Raw genomic sequence first — 17,900 nt, forward strand, 5'->3', positions numbered from 1 at the left:
CGACGGTCGTCCGACGCGGTGGGTGCCGGGTGTCGCGGCGCCCGGTGGTCCCCCGTCCGCGGGGGCCGCTGCCGGCCGCGACCGGCAGCTCGGGGGAGGCGGTCGTGCCGGGCCCGCGCTGGTCCCCGGCTGGAGTCCCTGGCGGGGAGGCTCCGCGCCCGCTGTCCGGGGCCGGTCCTCGCGGGCCGGTCCCGGACCGCCCGGATAGTCTCGTTCGGTGGCAGGTCGGCGGGTCGGGGTGATGGGCGGGACGTTCGACCCCGTCCACCACGGGCACCTCGTGGCGGCGAGCGAGGTGGCGGTCCTGTTCGGTCTGGACGAGGTGGTCTTCGTGCCCACCGGCCAGCCGTGGCAGAAGGGCGACCGCGAGGTGGCGCCGGCCGAGGACCGCTACCTCATGACCGTCATCGCCACCGCCTCCAACCCCCGGTTCTCCGTGAGCCGGGTGGACGTCGACCGCGGCGGCCCCACCTACACCATCGACACGCTCGGCGACCTGAAGCGGCAGCGGCCCGACGACGAGCTGTTCTTCATCACCGGCGCGGACGCGCTCGCACAGATCCTCAGCTGGCGGGACAGCGACGCCTGCTTCGCCCTGGCGCACTTCATCGGCGTCACCCGACCCGGCTTCGACCTGGGGGCCTCCCACCTGCCGGAGGGGACGGTCAGCCTGGTCGAGGTGCCGGCGCTGGCGATCAGCTCCAGCGACTGCCGCGCTCGCGTCGGCCGGGGGATGCCGGTCTGGTACCTGGTGCCCGACGGCGTCGTGCAGTACATCGAGAAGCGCGGGCTATACCGCACGCCGGACACGGCCCGCGGCCTCGCCCGCGAGGACGTCCCCCGTGCCGGGCCGTCCGGCGACCGCCCGACCTACGACCGCCCGCCGGCGACGACTCCCCGGGCCGAGGGCCAGCCTCCCGAACCACCGACCACCGATCTCCAGGAGGTACCCCGATGACCGCCTCGACCGAGGCGCGGGAGACCGCACTGCTGGCCGCCCAGGCCGCCGCGGACAAGCTGGCTACCAACGTCGCGATCGTCGACGTCAGCGAGCGGCTGGCCATCACCGACGCCTTCGTGCTCGCCTCGGCGCCCAACGAGCGCCAGGTGCAGGCCATCGTCGACGAGGTGGAGGAGCGCCTCCGCCGGCACGGCGTCAAGCCGGTGCGCCGGGAGGGCGTGGCCGAGGCGCGCTGGGTGCTCCTGGACTTCGTCGACGTCGTCGTCCACGTGCAGCACGCCGAGGAGCGCGCGTACTACGCGCTGGAGCGGCTCTGGAAGGACTGCCCGACGATCCCCTTCGTCGACAGCGCGGCACCGTCCGGCGAGACGCAGCCAGGGGAGGCGCAGCCCGACGGGGCTTCGTACGCGAGCAGCGCGACGCTGTCGGCCGACGACGTCGACCCAGCCAGCGCCGACCCGACGCCCTTGAGGCCCGAGCCCGCGGACGACTTCCCGGTGGGCCGTGCCCCGGCGGACGGTGCTCCGCTGGAGGAGGACGGCCCCTCCGCGCCGGAGACGACCGGCAGGTGAGCGACGTCCCGGCGCTGCCGGTCCCGCGGCTGGTCCTCTGGCGGCACGGGCGCACCGAGTGGAACGCCGCGGGGCGGTTCCAGGGCCAGCTGGACCCGCCGCTGGACGAGGTGGGCCGCCGCCAGGCGCGGCGGGCCGCCCCACACCTGGCCGCACCGCTGCCCGAGGGCACCCTCGTGGTCTCCAGCGACCTCGGGCGGGCCGCCGAGACCGCGGTCGCGCTCACCGACGTGCTCGGTGTGCCGCTGCGGCTGGACCCCCGCCTGCGCGAGGTCGACATGGGTTCGTGGGAGGGGCTGACCCGGCACGAGGTCGCCGAGCGCCATCCCGAGCAGTACGCCGACTGGCTGGCCGGCCGGCCCATCACCGGACGCGGTGGGGAGGACTCCGCCGACGTACCCGCGCGGGCGCTGGCCGCGCTGCGCGACCTCCCCGAGGCGCCGGCGGCCGTCGTCGTCACCCACGGTGGCACCTCCGCACGCCTGATCGAGGCCCTGCTCGGACTGGGCCCCGAGCACCGCCGCGTCTTCGGCCCCCTCGCGAACTGTGCGTGGAGCGAGCTGGCCGAGCAGAGCGGCCGGTGGCGGCTGCTGCGGCACAACACCTCCGCACCCGAGCTGCCCGACGGCCCGGTTCCTCCGCCGCAGCCGGGCGCGCGTCGCCCGGACGCCGGCGCCAGCCCCGAGGAGGGCGCGCCGGGCCCCGCGCAGGACGCCGACGCACTGTGATCCCCGCCGTGGCCGCTCGGCCGCGGGAGGGCGCGGGCTAGCCTCGCCGGATGCCCGTCGCCGTGGTCACCGACTCCTCGGCGTACCTGCCCGCCCGGCTGCTCGAGCAGTACGCCGTCGAGGTGGTCCCGCTCTACGTGGTCCTGGCCGGGCACTCCGGCCGCGAGGGGGCCGACATCGGGCCGGCGGACGTCGCCCGGGCGCTCGGCACCCGCGGGCAGCGGGTCTCGACCTCTCGGCCGACCCCCGGCGACTTCGTCGCCGCCTACCGCCGGCGGCTGGACGCCGGGGCCGACCACATCGTCTCGGTGCACCTGTCCGCGGAGCTCTCCGGCACGGTGGACGCCGCCCGGCTGGCTGCCACCCAGGTCGGCGAGCACATCGTGACGGTCGTCGACTCGCGCTCCGCGGCGATGGGCAACGGGTTCGCCGTGCTCGCCGCGGCCCGGGCGGCAGCGCGCGGGGAGGACACGGCGACCGTGGCGGCGGCCGCCCGGGACACCGCCGCCGCCACCCGCACGCTGTTCGTCGTGGACACCCTGGAGCACCTGCGCCGGGGCGGCCGCATCGGGCACGCCGCCTCGATGATCGGCACCGCGCTCTCGGTCAAGCCGGTCCTGCACGTCGCCGACGGCCGGGTGGTGCCGCTGGAGAAGGTGCGCACGACGGCCCGGGCCCTCGTCCGCCTGGTCCAGCGGGCGGTGGAGGCCGCGGCCGGGCAGCCGGTCATGGTGGCCGTGCACCACCTGGCCGCCCCGGAGCGGGCCGAGCGGCTGGCCGCCGACCTCAAGGAGCGGGTGCCCGGTCTGCGCGAGCTCTACGTCAGCGAGCTCGGCGCGGCGATCGGCGCCCACGTCGGGCCGGGCGCCGTGGGCCTCGTCGTGGCCCCGGCCGCGACGGCACCCGCGCAGGACCAACCGCAGCAGGCAGAGGACCGGTAGCCGGCAGGGGCTGAGCACCGGCGCAGCGTGCCCGCCTGGGCCGGCTCCGGGCTCGTCGGGATCCACAGCGGCCAGGCCCGTCCACAGTTCGTCGTCGGCCCGGCCGATCGGAGGCGTCGCTCCCTAGCGTCGCGCCGGTGCGCCTCTCCTCCCGCCGCAGCGATGACGCCGACCTGATCCGGCAACGGCTGCGGGTCCTGCTGGACGAGCGCCGTCCACCGGGCTGGGTGCCCGACGAGGAGGCGCTCGACGCCGAAGGGGAGGAGGAGGGCCCGGTCGCGGCGGCGGACGACGGGCTGCCCGCCGGCCTCGGGCGGCACCGTGCCCCCGACAGCGCCGTCCGGGTGGCCCCCGGGCGCCGCGCCGTGTGGTCGCTGTGGGTCGTCGGCCTGCTCGCCGCGCTCCTGGTGGTCGGGAGCACGTGGTCCGGCCGCCCGCAGGTGGAGCCCGCGCCGGCCGAACCCGCACCCGCCGCGTCCCCGGCCGCGGAGGGCCCGGCCGCGGCGCCGCCGGTGGGGGTCGCGACGGACTCCGCGGCCACGGTCGTCGTCTCGGTGGTGGGGTCGGTGGCCCGGCCCGGGCTGGTCACCCTGCCCGAGGGGGCGCGGATCGCCGACGCGGTGACGGCCGCGGGCGGGCTGCTGCCCGACGCCGACCTCGCCTCGGTCAACCTCGCCGCCGTCGTCTCCGACGGCCAGCAGGTGGCGGTCGGCGTCCCCGGCGCGGCGCCGGCCGGCGGCACCGTCGGCAGAACGGACGCTCCGTCCGGTACCGGCCCGGTGGACCTCAATGCGGCCACCGCTGCCGACCTCGACGCGCTGCCGGGGATCGGGCCGGTCCTCGCCCAGCGGATCGTGGAGCACCGCGAGCGCAACGGGCCCTTCCGCAGCGTGGAGCAGCTCGACGACGTCCCCGGCATCGGCCCGGCCACCTACGCCGAGCTGGCCGAGCTGGTGACCGTGTGAGGTCGGCGCCGGAGCGCTGGTCGTGGGTGGACCTGCGGCTCGCGCCCGTGGCGGCGACGGTCTGGGGCGCCACCCTGCTGGCGCCGCTGCTGCCGGTCCCGGTGCTGGCCGGCGCGGTACCGGTCGCCGTCCTCGCCGCGGTCTGGGTGTCCTGGCGCAGCCGCTCACCCGCCGCGGTCGTGCTGCTGGGTGTCCTGGCCGGGCTGGCCGTCACCGCGGCGACCGCGGCGGTGCGGGAGGCCGCACGGGAGGCCTCACCGCTCGCCGGGGCCGCCGGGGAACGCCGCACCGTCGACCTCGACCTGGAACTGGACGGCGACCCGACGGCGGTCCGCGGGGGAGGCCCGCCGCGCGTCGTCGTCGAGGCCACGGTCACCGCGCTGCACGACGGCGGGACGCGTACCCGGCTGGACGACGCCGTGGTCCTCTTCGGCTCCGCCGACGAGTGGCTCGGACTGCTGCCGGGCCAGGCCGTGCGCGTCCGGGCCGCGGTCTCCCCGGCCGCCGCGGAGGAGGGCCTGGTGGCCCGGCTGTCGGCGCGGGCGCCGCCGGCGTCGGTGGGCGACCCGCGGTGGACGCAGCGGGTCGCCGGCGACCTGCGGGAGGAGCTGCGCGGGTCCGCCGTCGACGTGCTCGGGCCGCAGGCAGGTGGGCTGCTGCCCGGCCTGGTCGTGGGGGACACGCGGTCGATGGACCCGGTGCTCGTCGAGGACTTCCGGCGGGCAGGGCTCGCCCACCTGACGGCCGTGTCCGGGGCGAACGTGGCGATCGTGCTCGCCGGGGTGCTCGCACCGCTGCGCCGGCGGGCGGTCGACCGGCGCGTGCAGGCGCTGGTCGCGGCGGTAGCGCTCGCCGGGTTCGTGGTGCTCGCCCGGCCCAGCGCCAGCGTCGTCCGCGCGGCGGCCATGGGCGCGGTGACGCTGCTGGCGCTGGCGGCCGGCCGGTCCCGCGCGGCCCTGCCGGCACTGGGCGCGGCCGTCGTCGTGCTGCTGCTCCTCGACCCCGGCCTCGCGCGGGACGCCGGCTTCGCCCTCTCCGTCGCGGCCACGGCGGCCATCGTGCTGCTGTCACCGGGCTGGTCCCGACGCCTGCGCGGCCGCGGCTGGCCGCTGCCGCTGGCCGACGCGGTGGCCGTCGCCGCGGCCGCGGGGCTGGCCACCGCGCCGCTGGTGGCCGGACTCTCCGGTCTGGTGAGCCCGGTGTCGCTGCCGGCCAACCTGCTCGCCGCGCCGGCCGTCGCCCCGGCCACCGTGCTGGGCCTGCTGGCCGCGCTCGCGCACCCGGTCCTGCCCCCGGTCGGCGATGCGCTCGTCTGGCTGGCGGGGTGGCCGGTGCGGTGGCTGGTCGTCGTCGCGCAGCGCGCCGCGGCGCTGCCCGACGGCGCCACCGGCTGGCCGGCCGGCATCCGGGGCGCGGTGCTGCTGACCGTGCTGATCCTGGCGGTCGGCTGGCTGCTGTGGCGCTTCCCCCGCACCCGGCCGCTGGCGCTCGCGGCTCTCGTCGGCGTCGTGGTGCTGGGCTGGCCGCTGCGACAGCTGACCCGCGGCTGGCCGCCCGAGCACACCGTCCTCGTCGCCTGCGACGTCGGCCAGGGTGACGCCCTGGTGGTGCCGACCGCACCGGGGGAGGGACTGCTCGTCGACGCCGGGCCCGACGTCGGTTCGGTCGACCGCTGCCTGGACCGGCTCGGGATCGACACGCTGCCCCTGGTGCTGCTCACCCACCTCGACGCCGACCACGTCGGCGGACTGGCCGGGGCGCTGTCCGGCAGGGCGGTCGGCGTGGTCGCCACCGGCACGCTCTCGCCCGCCGAGGACCGGGCCGGCCGCCTGGATGCCGCGGTGCGCCGGACGGGCGCCGAGCGGGAGGTCCTCGTCTCGGGGGACCGCCGCACGGTCGGGACGGCGACGATCGAGGTGCTCGCCCCGCCGCCGGAGGTCGCCACGGCCGCGGTGCCGGCCAACGACCTGTCACTGGTGGTCCGCGTGACCCAGCGCGGGCTCCGGGTCCTGCTCACCGGCGACCTGAGCGGTGCGGCGGAGGCGCGCATCGTCGCCCGCGGGGTCGACCTGCGGGCCGACGTGCTCAAGGTGCCGCACCACGGCAGCGCCGACGCCGACCGGGGCTTCTTCGCCGCCACCGGGGCGCGGGTGGCGCTGGTGTCCGTCGGCGCGGACAACACCTACGGGCACCCGACTGCACGGGTGCTGTCCTGGCTGGCGCAGCAGGGGGTGCGGGTGCACCGCACCGACCGGGCCGGCGACCTCGCGGTGGTCGGGGACGCCGGGGCCTGGGGCGTCGCCGGCCGCGGTCCCGGGGACGGCGTCGCCGCGGCCGGCCGGTCCGGCTCACCGGGGGAGGAGGGGGTCGGCGGGCCGGCCGTCGTCCGCGCGGGACGGCGGGAGCGTCGGCACCGCGTGACACCATGCCGGCGTGGCCGCAGCACCCCCCGCACCGACCTCCCGCCTGCGCGCCGTGGTCGGCGAGGAGGAGCTGCTGCGCTCCCGCGCCGTGTCCGCCGTGCGCGCCGCCGTGCTCGAGCGCCACCCCGACGCCGAGCTGCACGAGCTGCCGGCGCAGGGCCTGCCCGTCGGTCAGCTGGCCGACGTCCTCGCCCCCTCGCTGTTCGGCACGCACCGGCTGGTCGTCGTCACGGGGGTGCACGAGGCCGCCGGCGCGCTCGTCGAGGCGCTCACCGGCTACACCAAGGACCCCGACCCCGACCTGACGCTCGTGGTCGTGCACTCCGGCGGGAAGCGCAACGAGGCGCTGGTCAAGGCCTTCACCGCCGCCGGGGCGGCCGTCGACGACTGCCCGAAGGTCAGCTCGGTGGGCGACCGGATCGCCTTCGTGCGCAACGAGGTCCGCTCGGCGGGTGGCCGGATCACCCCGGACGCGGCGTCGGCGCTGGTCGAGGCGATCGGTGCGGACCTGCGGCAGCTGTCCTCGGCGGCCACGCAGCTGGTCTCGGACTTCGGCGGCTCGATCGACGCCGACGCCGTCGCGCGGTTCCACCGCGGGCAGGCCGAGGTCACCGGCTTCACCGTCGCCGAGCGGGTTCTCGTCGGCGACCGGCAGGGCTCGTTGGAGATGCTGCGCTGGGCGCTGCAGCGCGGCGTCGCGCACGTGCTCATCGCCGACGCGATCGCCGACGGGGTGCGGACCGCGGCGCGGGTCTCCTCGGTCCGTAGCGCCAACCCCGGCGACCTGGCGCGCACGCTCAAGATGCCGCCGTGGAAGGTCAAGCGGGCGCAGTCGCAGGCGCGGGGCTGGAGCATCGAGGGCCTGCAGCAGGCGATCGGCGTGGCAGCCGAGCTCAATGCCGACGTCAAGGGTGCCGCTGCCAGCGCCGACTACGCACTCGAGAGCGCCATCCGGCGGATCGTCGCCATCAGGCGGGAGACCGGGCGCGGCGTGCGCGGCTGACCGCGGCGGACACGGGCGACCCCTGGGTGCGACGAGCCCCCGTCCCGCAAGGGGAGGGGGGCTCGTCGGACGGCATCGCGGACGCGGCCGGGGGTCAGCTGGAAAGGCCGGACAGCTGCTTGGCCATGCCCGACTTGCGGTTCGCGGCCTGGTTCTTGTGGATGACGCCCTTGCTGGCGGCCTTGTCCAGCGCCTTGCTGGCGGTCTGCAGCGCGGTCGTCGCGGCCGCGGCGTCCCCGGTGGCAGCGGCCGCGCGGAAGCGGCGGACGGCCGTCTTCAGGGCGGACTTGACGGCAACGTTGCGCTGACGCGCCTTCTCGTTGGTCTTGTTCCGCTTGATCTGGGACTTGATGTTCGCCACGCGTGAGCCTCGGGGGTGTCTCGGAGGGGGGTACTTCTGGACAATGCGTCCGGACGGCGTGCGTCAGCGGACCGGTCTGCCAAGATACCAGCGTCGCCTGGCCGGCCCCAACCCGCGGGTACGCGCCCGGGCCCCGGGCGTGCGCTGGACGAGGCGGCGGGCCGTGGGACGATGGGGGCACTGTGACGACTCCCGCCTACACCGACCCGGCCCGCATCCGGAACTTCTGCATCATCGCCCACATCGACCACGGCAAGTCGACGCTGGCCGACCGGATGCTCGAGGTCACCGGCCTCGTCGAGGGCCGTCACATGCGCGCCCAGTACCTCGACCGCATGGACATCGAGCGCGAGCGCGGCATCACCATCAAGGCGCAGAACGTGCGGCTGCCGTGGACCCCGCGGTCAGGAGCGCACAGCGGCACCGAGTACGTGCTCGACATGATCGACACCCCGGGGCACGTCGACTTCACCTACGAGGTGTCGCGGTCCCTGGCCGCCTGCGAGGGCGCGGTCCTCCTGGTCGACGCCGCACAGGGCATCGAGGCGCAGACGCTGGCCAACCTGTACCTGGCGCTGGAGAACGACCTCGCGATCATCCCGGTGCTGAACAAGATCGACCTGCCGGCCGCCCAGCCCGAGCGGTACGCCGAGGAGATCGCGCACATCATCGGCTGCGAGCCCGACGACGTCCTGCGGGTCAGCGGCAAGACCGGTGTCGGCGTCCCCGAGTTGCTGGACCGGATCGTCGAGGAGATCCCCGCCCCGACGGGCGTCGCCCAGGGGCCGGCCCGGGCGATGATCTTCGACTCCGTCTACGACATCTACCGCGGCGTCATCACCTACGTCCGCGTCGTCGACGGCCGGATCTCGGCCCGTGACAAGATCAAGATGATGTCGACCGGCGCGACCCACGAACTGCTGGAGATCGGCGTCATCTCCCCGGAGCCCAAGCCGGTCGAGAGCCTCGGCGTCGGCGAGGTCGGCTACTTCATCACCGGGGTGAAGGACGTCCGCCAGTCCCGGGTCGGTGACACGGTCACCCTGCAGCACAAGCCGGCGGCCGAGTCGATCGGCGGCTACCGCGACCCCAAGCCGATGGTCTACTCCGGCCTCTACCCGATCGACGGCAGCGAGTACCCGCTGCTGCGCGAGGCGCTGGACAAGCTGCTGCTCAACGACGCCGCGCTGACCTACGAGCCGGAGACGTCCGCCGCGCTCGGGTTCGGGTTCCGCGTCGGCTTCCTCGGCCTGCTGCACCTGGAGATCGTCCGCGAGCGGCTGGAGCGCGAGGCCGGCATCAGCCTCATCTCCACCGCGCCGAACGTCGTCTACCGGGTGGTCATGGAGGACGGCAGCGAGATCACCGTGACCAACCCCAGCGACTGGCCCGAGGGCAAGATCGACAAGGTCTTCGAGCCGATCGTCAACGCGACGATCATCGCGCCCAGCGACTACACCGGCGCGATCATGGAGCTGTGCCAGAGCCGCCGCGGGCAGCTCGGCGGTATGGATTACCTGAGCGAGTCGCGGGTCGAGCTGCGCTACACGCTGCCCCTCGGTGAGATCATCTTCGACTTCTTCGACGCGCTGAAGTCGCGCACCCGCGGCTACGCCAGCCTCGACTACGCCGAGGCCGGCGAGCAGGAGTCGTCGCTGGTCAAGGTGGACATCCTGCTGCAGGGCGAGGCCGTCGACGCGTTCAGCGCGATCGTGCACAAGGACAAGGCCTACAGCTACGGCGTGATGATGGCCGGCAAGCTGCGCGAGCTCATCCCGCGGCAGCAGTTCGAGGTGCCCATCCAGGCCGCCGTCGGCTCCCGGGTCATCGCCCGCGAGACGGTCCGCGCCATCCGCAAGGACGTCCTCGCCAAGTGCTACGGCGGTGACATCTCCCGCAAGCGGAAGCTGCTGGAGAAGCAGAAGGAGGGCAAGAAGCGGATGAAGATGGTCGGCCGCGTCGAGGTCCCCCAGGAGGCCTTCGTGGCCGCGCTCTCCACCAACGAGTCCACCGCCTCCAAGAAGTGACCCGCGGCCGCCTCGACGCGGTCTGCGTCTCCGGCTCCGACCTGCTCCCGTTGCCCGGCCGGCGCCCGAACCGGAGCGGCATCGACAAGCGGCCGGTCGCCGGGCGGGTCGCCGTCCACCTGCTCGGCCTGGACGGCGACGTCCAGGTCAACCGCAGGTACCACGGCGGCGAGGGCCAGGCGGTCTACGCCTACGCTCAGGAGGACGCCGGCTGGTGGGCCGCCGAGCTGGACCGCGAGCTGCCGGCCGGCCGGTTCGGCGAGAACCTGCGGACGACGGGCCTGGACCTCACCGGCGCGGTGCTGGGTGAGCGCTGGCGGGTCGGGACGGCGCTGCTCGAGGTGACCTCCTGCCGGATCCCGTGCGCCAACTTCGAGCGCTTCTGGGGCGTGCCGCAGCTGGTCAAGCGGTTCACCGCCCGCGGTGCCAGCGGCGCCTATCTGCGGGTGCTCGAGACCGGGGACGTCGGCGCGGGCGACGCCGTCGAGGTGGTCTCCCGACCCGACCACGGCGTCACCGTGGGCCAGCTGTTCCGGGCGACGACCACCCAGCGGCGCCGGCTGCCGGAGATCGCCCCCGCCCTCGAGCACCTGCCGCTCAGGGACCGACCGAAGGTCGCGGCCCGGATCCAGAAGCGGCTCGCCGCCACGGCCTGACCGGCCCGGCGCCTCCCGCGCCCGTGGTCCGCATCGCCGCCGGCCGGTCCGCACTCCATCAGCGTGCTCGTCACCGGTCCGGCGCGGGAGCCTGGCGCCGCGGGCCTGCGGTCCTTCCGCTGCCCGCTCCCCGGTTCCACCATCGGGGGGCATCGGACAGCTGGCCGCCGGGAGGTACCGATGACACGAGCAGCGTCCCCGCAGGGCGTCCCGGTGCAGCGACGCGGGTCCCCCGACGTCGACGTGCTGGTCGTGGGCGCCGGCCCGACCGGCCTCACGCTGGCCTGCGACCTGCGCCGCCGCGGTCTGGCCGTCCGGGTGGTCGAGCGGCTGCCGCAGCCGGAGCCCAAGTCGCGCGGCAAGGGCGTGCAGCCACGCACCCTTGAGGTGTTCGACGACCTGGGCGTCGTCGACCGGGTGCTCGAGGCCGGCTGGTCCCGCGACCTGCGGGTGCGCTGGTACGTCCAGCGGGAGCTGCTCGTCGACCTGCGCCTGCCGGGGCGCGACCCGCTGCCCGACACCCCGCACCCGAACCTCGTGCTCATCCCGCAGTGGCGCACCGAGCAGGTGCTGCGCGAGCGGCTGACGGAGCTGGGCGGAACGGTCGAGGAGGGCCGCGAGCTGGTGGACCTGGAGCAGCAGGAGGACGGCGTCCTCGCCCGCGTCGCGACGTCCCCCGCCGGCGTCGCGGAGACGATCCGGGCCGCCTGGGTGGTGGGCTGCGACGGCGGCCACAGCCGGGTGCGGGATCTGCTGGGGCTGGCGCTGGAGGGGGACTCGCGCGCGGAGCGCTTCCTGTTCGGCGACGTGGAGGTCGACGGGCTGGAGCCGGCCGACAGCGGGTACGTGTGGTTCGACGGTGGTGAGTACCTCGCGGCCAGCCCGTTCCGCGGACTGCGCTCGTGGCAGGTGCAGGCCAGCCTGCCCGCGGGAACCCTGGAGCCCGAGTCGCTGGAGCTGCTGCAGCGGCTGTTCACCGAGCGCAGCGGGCTGTCGCACGTCCGCCTCTCCTCCCCGACCTGGCTGTCCACCTGGCACAGCAACGTGCGGCTGGTCGACCGCTACCGGGTGGGCCGGGTGCTGGTGGCCGGGGACGCCGCGCACCTGCACAGCCCCGTCGGCGGCCAGGGGATGAACACCGGCGTCCAGGACGCGTACAACCTCGGCTGGAAGCTCGCGCTGGTGGTCCGGGGCCGCGCACCCGACCGCCTCCTCGACACCTACGAGGAGGAGCGCCGGCCCATCGCGCAGGCCGTGCTGAGCGGCAGCGACCTCGGATACCGCGCGGTCTTCGGCGCCGACCCGGTCACCACCTTCCTCCGCGAGCACGTCCTGACCCCCGCGCTGCGGGTCCCGGCCGTGCAGCGGGCCATCCTCGGGGGCGTCAGCGAGCTGGACCTGCACCACCGGGGCAGCTCCCTGGCGGAGGAGCACGGCACGCCGCTGACCGCCACCCGCTGGAGCCCCGGCCACGACGACGAGCGCGCCGACGCGGTGGACCGGCTCCGCTTCGCCCGGGGCGTCCACGCGGGCGACCGGGCCCCGGACGGCGTCGTCCGGGACGCGTCCACCGGGCGAACCGGGCGGCTGTTCGACGCCTTCCGCGGTCCGCACGCCACCCTGCTGCTGTTCGACGGCGACGCCCGCACCGACGACGGCTACGCCTCGCTCGCCGGGATCGCCGACGGCGTCGAGCGGCTGTTCGGCGCCGACGTCCGCCCGTGGGTGGTGGTGTGGGGACCGCAGCCGCCCGCCGAGCTGGCCGGGCGGCGGGTGCTCCTCGACCCGGACGGCGAGACGCACCGGCGCTACGGTGCGACCGCCGAGGCCCTGTACCTGATCCGCCCGGACGGCTACGTCGGGCTGCGCGCCCAGCCGGCCTCGGAGGAGGTCCTCGTCCGGTACCTGAGGCGGGTGTTCGACCGCGCCGGAGCCGACGTCCCGCAGCCGGAGTCCGCCTCGTCGACGGGGAGCTCGCGCTGAGGTCCGACGGGACGCGAGGGGTCCGCCGAGTGGGCCGGGGCGCGGCACTCCGACGTCCGGTCCTCAGCCGGGGCACCGAGCCCTCCGCGGGCCGACCTCGGAGCAGGGCGGCCCGCCGACTCAGGAGTCCAGCAGGAGCCTGAGCTCGTCGCGCACGGCCGAGAGGTCGACCCCGCGGTCGTGCAGCACCTTGGCCGCCAGCCCCTGACCCTCACGGAGCAGGCCGAGCACGATGTGCCCGTCGGTGATGGTCCTCGCGCGCATCGCCAACGCCTCGCGCAGCGACAGCTCGAGCACCTTCTTCGCGCGGGACGTGAAGGGGATGTGCGCGGGGCTCCTGGGCAGCCGGCCGCGGCGCGGGGCGTCCAGTGCGCCCGGGCCGAAGGTCGCCTCGGCGACGTCCCGGACGGCGTCCAGGTCGATGCCCAGGGTCCGTAGCGCCTCGGCGTCGAGCTCCGCGGTCCTGAGGTGGGCGGCGACCGCCTCGGCCACCTCGTCGTGGTCGAGCCCGTGCCGGCGCAGGACGGCCGTCGTCGGGGTGTCCAGCCGCAGCTGGGCGAGCAGCAGGTGCTCGGTGCCGATGTGGCCGTGCCGGAGGGCACGGGCCTCCTCCTGCGCCAGCACGACGACCTGGCGGGCGTCGGCGGTGAAGCGTTCGAACACGGTCAGTCCCTCCGCCGGAGCGGCCCGCGGCCGCCTGCGTGCTTCTTGTGCACCGCCTGCCTCGTGACGCCCAGCAGGTGGGCGATCTGCTCCCAGGTCCAGCCCTGGTCCCGGGCGTTCTCCACCTGCAGGACCTCCAGCCGCTCGACGAGGGTCCGCAGCGCGCGGACCGCCTTCAGCCCGACCGCGGGGTCGCGGCTGCTGGCGGCGGAGGCCACCTGTGCTGTGTCGGCCATGACGTCAACTGTCGTTGACGCAACGAGCCGTGTCAACTGTCGTTGACGCGGCAGGGTGTCAGTGGATTTGGTGGTGGGTGACGGTGCGTTCGCGGTCGACCAGCCAGCGGTCGTCCTCCGGGTAGAAGACGGCGGTCGAGACGTCGTCCCCGGCGAAGGCGCGGACGGCGTCCAGCGAGGTCCAGAAGCTGAGGGTGACGACCTCGGTACGGCCGTCGTCGAGGTCCCGGGTGAGCAGGTGCGCCTCGAGGTTCCCGGGAGTGGCGCGGTACTGCGCGATGCCGGTGTCGCGGACGTAGGCGACGTAGGCGTCGCGGTCCTCGGTGCGGACCCAGCCGCGCCAGGTGCGGGCGATCATCGTCCACCCCTCCTCGAGGGTTCAGGCCACGGCTGCCTCGTCGCCTCCGGTCAGCCGCAGCAGGTCGGCGTAGGTGAGCGAGACCATCGTGTGGTGGTCGCCACCGCCGGCCCAGAGCAGTGGGTGCGCCGCGAGGTCGACGTCGACCAGCGCGCGCAGCGGGGCGGGGTGGCCGGTCGGTGCCACCCCGCCGACCTCCTGGCCGGTCGCCGCGAGGACGAGGTCCGGCGAGGCCCGCCGCACCCGCCGCGCGCCGACCAGGGCCGCCACCTTCGCCGTTTCCACGCGGTGCGCGCCGCTGGCCAGCACCAGCAGCGGGGCGCCGTCGGCGTCGAACACGAGGCTGTTGGCGATGGCGCCCACCGCGCAGCCGAGCGCCGCGGCCGCGGCGGCTGCCGTCGGCACCGGCTGGTCGAAGCGGCGCACCTCGGCGTCCACCCCGGCCTCGCGGAGCGCGGCGACCACCCGGTCGACCGGGCTCCCGGTGCTGCCCCCGGGTCCGCTCCCGCCCGGCGGAGCCGGGGTGGCAGCAGAGTCGCTCACAGGGTGAAGACGATCTTCCCCGCAGTCCGGCCCTCGAGCATGCGCTCGAAGCCCTCGCGCGCCTGCGCCAGCGGCAGCTCGACGTCGATCACCGGGCGGACGCCGGTGGCCGTGCACATCCGCAGGAGCGCCTCGAGCTCCTCACGGGTGCCCATCGTCGAGCCGATGACCGACAGCTGGGTGAAGAACACCCGGTTCAGCTCGGCACCGGGGTTGGCGCCGGTGGTCGCGCCGGAGATGACGATGACGCCGCCGGGCTTGAGCGACTTGACGCTGTGGCTCCAGGTCGCCTCGCCGACGGTCTCCATCACGCCGTCCACCCGCTCGGGCAGCCGGGCGCCGGTCTCGAACGCCTGATCCGCACCGAGGTCGAGGGCGCCCTGCCGCTTCTCCTCGCTGCGGCCGGTCACCCACACCCGGAAGCCGGCGGCCTTGCCGAGCACGACCAGCGCGGTGGCGACGCCGCCGCTGGCGCCCTGCACGAGCACGGTCTGGCCCGGCCGCAGCCCGGACTTCACGAAGAGCATCCGGTAGGCGGTCAGCCAGGCGGTGGGCAGGCACGCGGCCTCGGCGAGGGACAGCTCGGCCGGCTTGCGCAGCACGTTGCGCCGGGGGACGGCGACCCGCTCGGCCATCGTGCCCTGGTGGAGCTCGGAGAACAGCGTGCGCTTGGGGTCGAGCGTCTCGTCCCCGATCCAGTCCGGGCTCGCGACGACGCCGTGGACGACGACCTCGTTGCCGTCCTCGTCGAGCCCGGCCGCGTCGGTGCCCAGGATCATCGGCATCCGCTCCTGCGGCAGCCCGACCCCGCGCAGGCTGAACAGGTCGTGGTGGTTCAGCGAGACGGCCTTGACCTGCACCGTCGTCCAGCCGTCGGACACCTCCGGCTCGGGGCGCTCACCGACCTCCAGGACGGAGAGCGGGTCCTTCGGGGCGGGCGTCGAGACGAAGGCAGCGAGCATGGTCGGACGCTAACGGAGGGACCCACCGGCGGCGACGTCGGGCCGCGCCCGCAGGGGTGGGCAGGACCGTCGCCGTCCGGGACCATCCGAGGTCCAGGCCCTGCCGACCGGAGACGGCGATGACCGTGCCCACACCACCGCAGCCCCTGCTCGTCGACGCCCGCAACGCCGAGATGGCCAGCGCCTGGAACGGCGAGGAGGGCGCGGACTGGGCGGCACGGGCCGACCGCTTCGACGCGGCCTCGGCGGCCTTCGACCCGGCGCTGTTCGCCGCGGCCGGGACCGGCGCGGCCGACCGGGTGCTCGACGTGGGGTGCGGCGCGGGGGTCTCGACCCGCGCGGCGGCGCGCGCGGCGCCCAGCGGGCACGCGACCGGGATCGACCTGTCGGCTCCGCTGCTGGCCGAGGCGCGCCGGCGCAGCGCGGCCGCGGGGCTGGCCAACACGACGTTCCTCCAGGGTGACGCCCAGGTGCACCCCTTCGAGCCCGCGGCGTTCGACGTCGTCGTCAGCCGGTTCGGGGTGATGTTCTTCGGCGATCCGGTGGCGGCCTTCGGCAACGTGGCGCGGGCCCTGCGCCCAGGCGGGCGGCTGGCGGTGCTGTCGTGGCAGCCGCTGGCCCGCAACGAGTGGCTGCTCGTGCTCCGCCGGACCCTGGCCGCCGGCCGACCGCTGCCCGAACCGCCGGGGGACGCTCCCGGGCCGTTCGGCCTGTCCGACCCCGACCACGTCCGCCGGGTCCTGGCCGCCGCGGGGTTCGGGTCGGTCCACCTCGCCGAGGTGCCGGGAGCAGTGCGGCTGGGCGCCGACGCCGAGGACGCGTTCGACTTCGTCTCCGGGCTGGGGATGGCCCGGGGCCTCCTCGGCGGGCTCGACGACGGCGCCCGGCGGGCCGTGCTCGACGAGCTGCGGGCCGCGCTGGCCGAGCACGCGACACCCGACGGGGTCCTGCTCGGTGCGGCCGCCTGGCTGACCACCGCCCACCGGGGTGCAGCGGTCGGCTGAGTCAGCTGGGCCGGCGAGTGAGCAGTTGCCGTCGGCGACACGCACGCACACGCCGGGCGGAACGGCCGCAACTCCCCACTCGGCAGGCGGCCAGCGGACGATGACACGCCCTCCGCTTCCGCGCCTCGGTCCGCTCCTCGCTCGCTGGCGCTCGCTGCGATGCTCCCGAGCCTGTCAGCGGACGATGACACCTGTCCGCTTCCGCGCCTCGGTCCGCGCCTCGCTCGCTGGCGCTCGCTGCGATGCCCCTCGAGGGCGGCTGTCAGCGGACGACGACCCGTGTCCGCTTCCGCGCCTCGGTCCGCGCCTCGCTCGCTGGCGCTCGCTGCGATGCCCCTCGAGGGCGGCTGTCAGCGGACGATGACGACGTGCTCCCCGCGCGGCACGAACTCGCCGATCACCGGGGCGCCCGGCACCTCGCCGCCCAGCAGCAGCCCGCCGGAGGTCTGCGCGTCCGCCAGCAGCAGCGCCTCGTCCTCGGAGACGGCGGACAGGTCGGTGTGCGGGCGGACCCAGTCGAGGTTGCGCCGGGTGCCGCCGGAGACGAAGCCCGTAGCCAGCGCCTCTCGCGCCCCGGTCAGGTAGGGGACGGCGGCGGCGTCGACCACCGCGGTCACCCCGCTGGCCCGGGCCATCTTGTAGAGGTGGCCGAGCAGGCCGAAGCCGGTGACGTCGGTGCCGGCGCGGATCCCGGCGGCGACCGCGGCCCGGCCGGCGTCGCGGTTCAGGGTCGTCATCGCGGCCACCGCCTCCTCCGACACCTCGCCGGTGGCCTTCATCCGGTTGTTCAGCACGCCGATGCCCAGCGGCTTGGTCAGCGACAGCGGCGTCCCGGCGAGCGCCGCGGAGTTGGTGATCACCCGGTCGACGTCGACGACGCCGGTCACCGCCATGCCGTACTTGGGCTCGGGGTCGTCGATGGAGTGCCCGCCGCCGACGTGGCAGCCGGCCTCCTGCGCGGCCTCGAGCCCGCCGCGCAGCACCTCGGCGGCGAGCTCGGCGGGCAGCACGTCCCGCGGCCAGCCGAGCAGGTTCACCGCGACGACGGGCGTGCCGCCCATGGCGTAGACGTCGGAGAGCGCGTTGGTCGCCGCGATCCGGCCGAAGGTGTGGGCGTCGTCGACGACGGGGGTGAAGAAGTCGGTGGTGAGCACGATGCCCTGCCCGCCGGCGATCCGGACGACGGCCGCGTCGTCGCCGTCGTCCAGGCCGATGACCAGCTCCGCGGCCGGATCGGCCGGGCCGGCCGCGGTCAGGCCGGCCACCACGGCCTCCAGCTCGCCGGGCGGGATCTTGCAGGCACAGCCGCCGCCGTGCGCGTACTGGGTCAGCCGGGTGCGGGCGGGCGGCGCCTCCTGAGCAATTGCCACCAGGCCACCGTAGGCTCCCCGGCGGAGGCGTCAGGGTGTCTGGTGGCCCCCGCGGCCTCTAAAGCCGACGTGGCCGAGCATCTCGGTCAGGCGGGTTCGATTCCCGTCCGCCTCCGCCGACCCCGCCCGCCCGCGGGCCGCCGT

At 75.7% G+C, this 17,900-nt stretch carries 18 protein-coding genes, 1 tRNA gene and 1 pseudogene; 12 read left to right on the forward strand and 8 right to left on the reverse strand.

The features are described 5' to 3' along the window. Positions 1-217 precede the first annotated feature (217 nt). From nadD to BUB17_RS01565, 5 genes are all read left to right on the forward strand, one after another. Positions 218-958 (forward strand): nicotinate-nucleotide adenylyltransferase, encoded by a 741-nt coding sequence (nadD, locus tag BUB17_RS01545; protein ID WP_244276815.1) that lies wholly within the window; start codon positions 218-220, stop codon positions 956-958. Next, positions 955-1,533 (forward strand): ribosome silencing factor, encoded by a 579-nt coding sequence (gene rsfS, locus BUB17_RS01550; protein WP_072912014.1) that lies wholly within the window; start codon positions 955-957, stop codon positions 1,531-1,533. The genes nadD and rsfS overlap by 4 nt, the downstream gene beginning before the upstream one ends. Then, positions 1,530-2,261 (forward strand): histidine phosphatase family protein, encoded by a 732-nt coding sequence (locus tag BUB17_RS01555; protein ID WP_072912016.1) that lies wholly within the window; start codon positions 1,530-1,532, stop codon positions 2,259-2,261. The genes rsfS and BUB17_RS01555 overlap by 4 nt, the downstream gene beginning before the upstream one ends. Positions 2,262-2,311: 50 nt before the next feature. Continuing rightward, positions 2,312-3,202, forward strand: a complete 891-nt coding sequence (locus tag BUB17_RS01560) for a DegV family protein (protein WP_072912018.1) — start codon at positions 2,312-2,314, stop codon at positions 3,200-3,202. A gap of 137 nt (positions 3,203-3,339) precedes the next feature. After that, on the forward strand, positions 3,340-4,167 hold the full coding sequence (locus BUB17_RS01565) for a ComEA family DNA-binding protein (RefSeq protein WP_072912021.1): 828 nt from the start codon (positions 3,340-3,342) through the stop codon (positions 4,165-4,167). A gap of 254 nt (positions 4,168-4,421) precedes the next feature. Here BUB17_RS01565 and BUB17_RS28380 read toward each other — a convergent pair whose 3' ends face one another. After that, entirely contained in the window at positions 4,422-4,904 is a 483-nt protein-coding gene (locus BUB17_RS28380) for a hypothetical protein (RefSeq protein WP_072912024.1), read from the reverse strand. Here BUB17_RS28380 and BUB17_RS28385 point away from each other — a divergent pair. Further along, positions 4,839-6,275 (forward strand): annotated as a pseudogene (locus BUB17_RS28385) (ComEC/Rec2 family competence protein); the annotation flags it as partial. The gene BUB17_RS28380 and the pseudogene BUB17_RS28385 overlap by 66 nt on opposite strands. Positions 6,276-6,699: 424 nt before the next feature. Further along, positions 6,700-7,593, forward strand: a complete 894-nt coding sequence (gene holA / locus BUB17_RS28390) for a DNA polymerase III subunit delta (RefSeq protein WP_348537033.1) — start codon at positions 6,700-6,702, stop codon at positions 7,591-7,593. A gap of 94 nt (positions 7,594-7,687) precedes the next feature. Here holA and rpsT read toward each other — a convergent pair whose 3' ends face one another. Further along, positions 7,688-7,954, reverse strand: coding sequence for a 30S ribosomal protein S20 (gene rpsT, locus BUB17_RS01590; protein ID WP_072912031.1), 267 nt, complete (start codon positions 7,952-7,954; stop codon positions 7,688-7,690). 182 nt (positions 7,955-8,136) lie between these two features. Here rpsT and lepA point away from each other — a divergent pair, with 182 nt between their 5' ends. The 3 genes from lepA to BUB17_RS01605 all read left to right on the forward strand — a co-directional run bounded on the left by lepA (position 8,137) and on the right by BUB17_RS01605 (position 12,620). After that, positions 8,137-9,981 (forward strand): translation elongation factor 4, encoded by a 1,845-nt coding sequence (gene lepA, locus BUB17_RS01595; RefSeq protein WP_072912034.1) that lies wholly within the window; start codon positions 8,137-8,139, stop codon positions 9,979-9,981. Then, complete coding sequence (locus BUB17_RS01600; protein WP_072912038.1) at positions 9,978-10,637, forward strand: MOSC domain-containing protein; 660 nt, start codon at positions 9,978-9,980, stop codon at positions 10,635-10,637. The genes lepA and BUB17_RS01600 overlap by 4 nt, the downstream gene beginning before the upstream one ends. Positions 10,638-10,700: 63 nt before the next feature. Beyond that, the gene (locus tag BUB17_RS01605; protein ID WP_072912041.1) at positions 10,701-12,620 is read left to right on the forward strand and encodes an FAD-dependent monooxygenase; all 1,920 of its coding nucleotides are present in this window, start codon (positions 10,701-10,703) and stop codon (positions 12,618-12,620) included. 120 nt (positions 12,621-12,740) lie between these two features. On the opposite strand, the gene BUB17_RS01610 is transcribed toward BUB17_RS01605, so the two are convergent. Genes BUB17_RS01610 through BUB17_RS01630 form a run of 5 tightly spaced genes read right to left on the reverse strand, consistent with a single transcriptional unit; the run spans position 12,741 to position 15,382 of the window. After that, entirely contained in the window at positions 12,741-13,283 is a 543-nt protein-coding gene (locus BUB17_RS01610) for a Clp protease N-terminal domain-containing protein (protein ID WP_072912044.1), read from the reverse strand. 2 nt (positions 13,284-13,285) lie between these two features. Continuing rightward, positions 13,286-13,519 carry an RNA polymerase subunit sigma-70 gene (locus BUB17_RS01615; protein ID WP_072912046.1) on the reverse strand — a complete coding sequence of 78 codons (234 nt, stop codon included), beginning with the start codon at positions 13,517-13,519 and terminating at the stop codon, positions 13,286-13,288. 58 nt (positions 13,520-13,577) lie between these two features. Next, positions 13,578-13,877 (reverse strand): antibiotic biosynthesis monooxygenase, encoded by a 300-nt coding sequence (locus BUB17_RS01620; RefSeq protein WP_072912049.1) that lies wholly within the window; start codon positions 13,875-13,877, stop codon positions 13,578-13,580. Positions 13,878-13,898: 21 nt separating this feature from the next. Then, positions 13,899-14,420 (reverse strand): YbaK/EbsC family protein, encoded by a 522-nt coding sequence (locus BUB17_RS01625; protein ID WP_244276817.1) that lies wholly within the window; start codon positions 14,418-14,420, stop codon positions 13,899-13,901. Continuing rightward, positions 14,417-15,382: a zinc-binding dehydrogenase gene (locus BUB17_RS01630; RefSeq protein WP_072912055.1), complete on the reverse strand. Its 966-nt coding sequence runs from the start codon at positions 15,380-15,382 to the stop codon at positions 14,417-14,419. The genes BUB17_RS01625 and BUB17_RS01630 overlap by 4 nt, the downstream gene beginning before the upstream one ends. A 119-nt stretch (positions 15,383-15,501) precedes the next feature. Between BUB17_RS01630 and BUB17_RS01635 the strand changes: the two genes are divergently transcribed. Continuing rightward, the gene (locus tag BUB17_RS01635; protein WP_072912058.1) at positions 15,502-16,386 is read left to right on the forward strand and encodes a class I SAM-dependent methyltransferase; all 885 of its coding nucleotides are present in this window, start codon (positions 15,502-15,504) and stop codon (positions 16,384-16,386) included. Between the two features lie 350 nt (positions 16,387-16,736). Here the strand turns inward: BUB17_RS01635 and selD are convergent, their stop codons facing one another. Continuing rightward, a complete protein-coding gene (gene selD, locus BUB17_RS01640) occupies positions 16,737-17,756 on the reverse strand; it encodes a selenide, water dikinase SelD (protein ID WP_141242854.1) in 1,020 nt (339 codons plus the stop codon). A 23-nt stretch (positions 17,757-17,779) separates the two neighbouring features. Between selD and BUB17_RS26505 the strand changes: the two genes are divergently transcribed. Continuing rightward, positions 17,780-17,872, forward strand: a tRNA-OTHER gene (locus BUB17_RS26505). Positions 17,873-17,900 lie beyond the last annotated feature (28 nt).

This window comes from Geodermatophilus obscurus (assembly GCF_900143215.1).
GTDB lineage: Bacteria > Actinomycetota > Actinomycetes > Mycobacteriales > Geodermatophilaceae > Geodermatophilus > Geodermatophilus obscurus_A.

Excerpts from the sequence above, each read along its gene's own strand:
- rsfS (WP_072912014.1), top strand. The coding sequence starts at position 955 with ATGACCGCCTCGACCGAGGCGCGGGAGACCGCACTGCTGGCCGCCCAG.
- BUB17_RS01620 (WP_072912049.1), bottom strand. The coding sequence starts at position 13,877 with ATGATCGCCCGCACCTGGCGCGGCTGGGTCCGCACCGAGGACCGCGAC.
- BUB17_RS01560 (WP_072912018.1), top strand. The coding sequence starts at position 2,312 with ATGCCCGTCGCCGTGGTCACCGACTCCTCGGCGTACCTGCCCGCCCGG.
- BUB17_RS01635 (WP_072912058.1), top strand. The coding sequence starts at position 15,502 with ATGACCGTGCCCACACCACCGCAGCCCCTGCTCGTCGACGCCCGCAAC.
- BUB17_RS01615 (WP_072912046.1), bottom strand. The coding sequence starts at position 13,519 with ATGGCCGACACAGCACAGGTGGCCTCCGCCGCCAGCAGCCGCGACCCC.
- BUB17_RS01630 (WP_072912055.1), bottom strand. The coding sequence starts at position 15,382 with ATGCTCGCTGCCTTCGTCTCGACGCCCGCCCCGAAGGACCCGCTCTCC.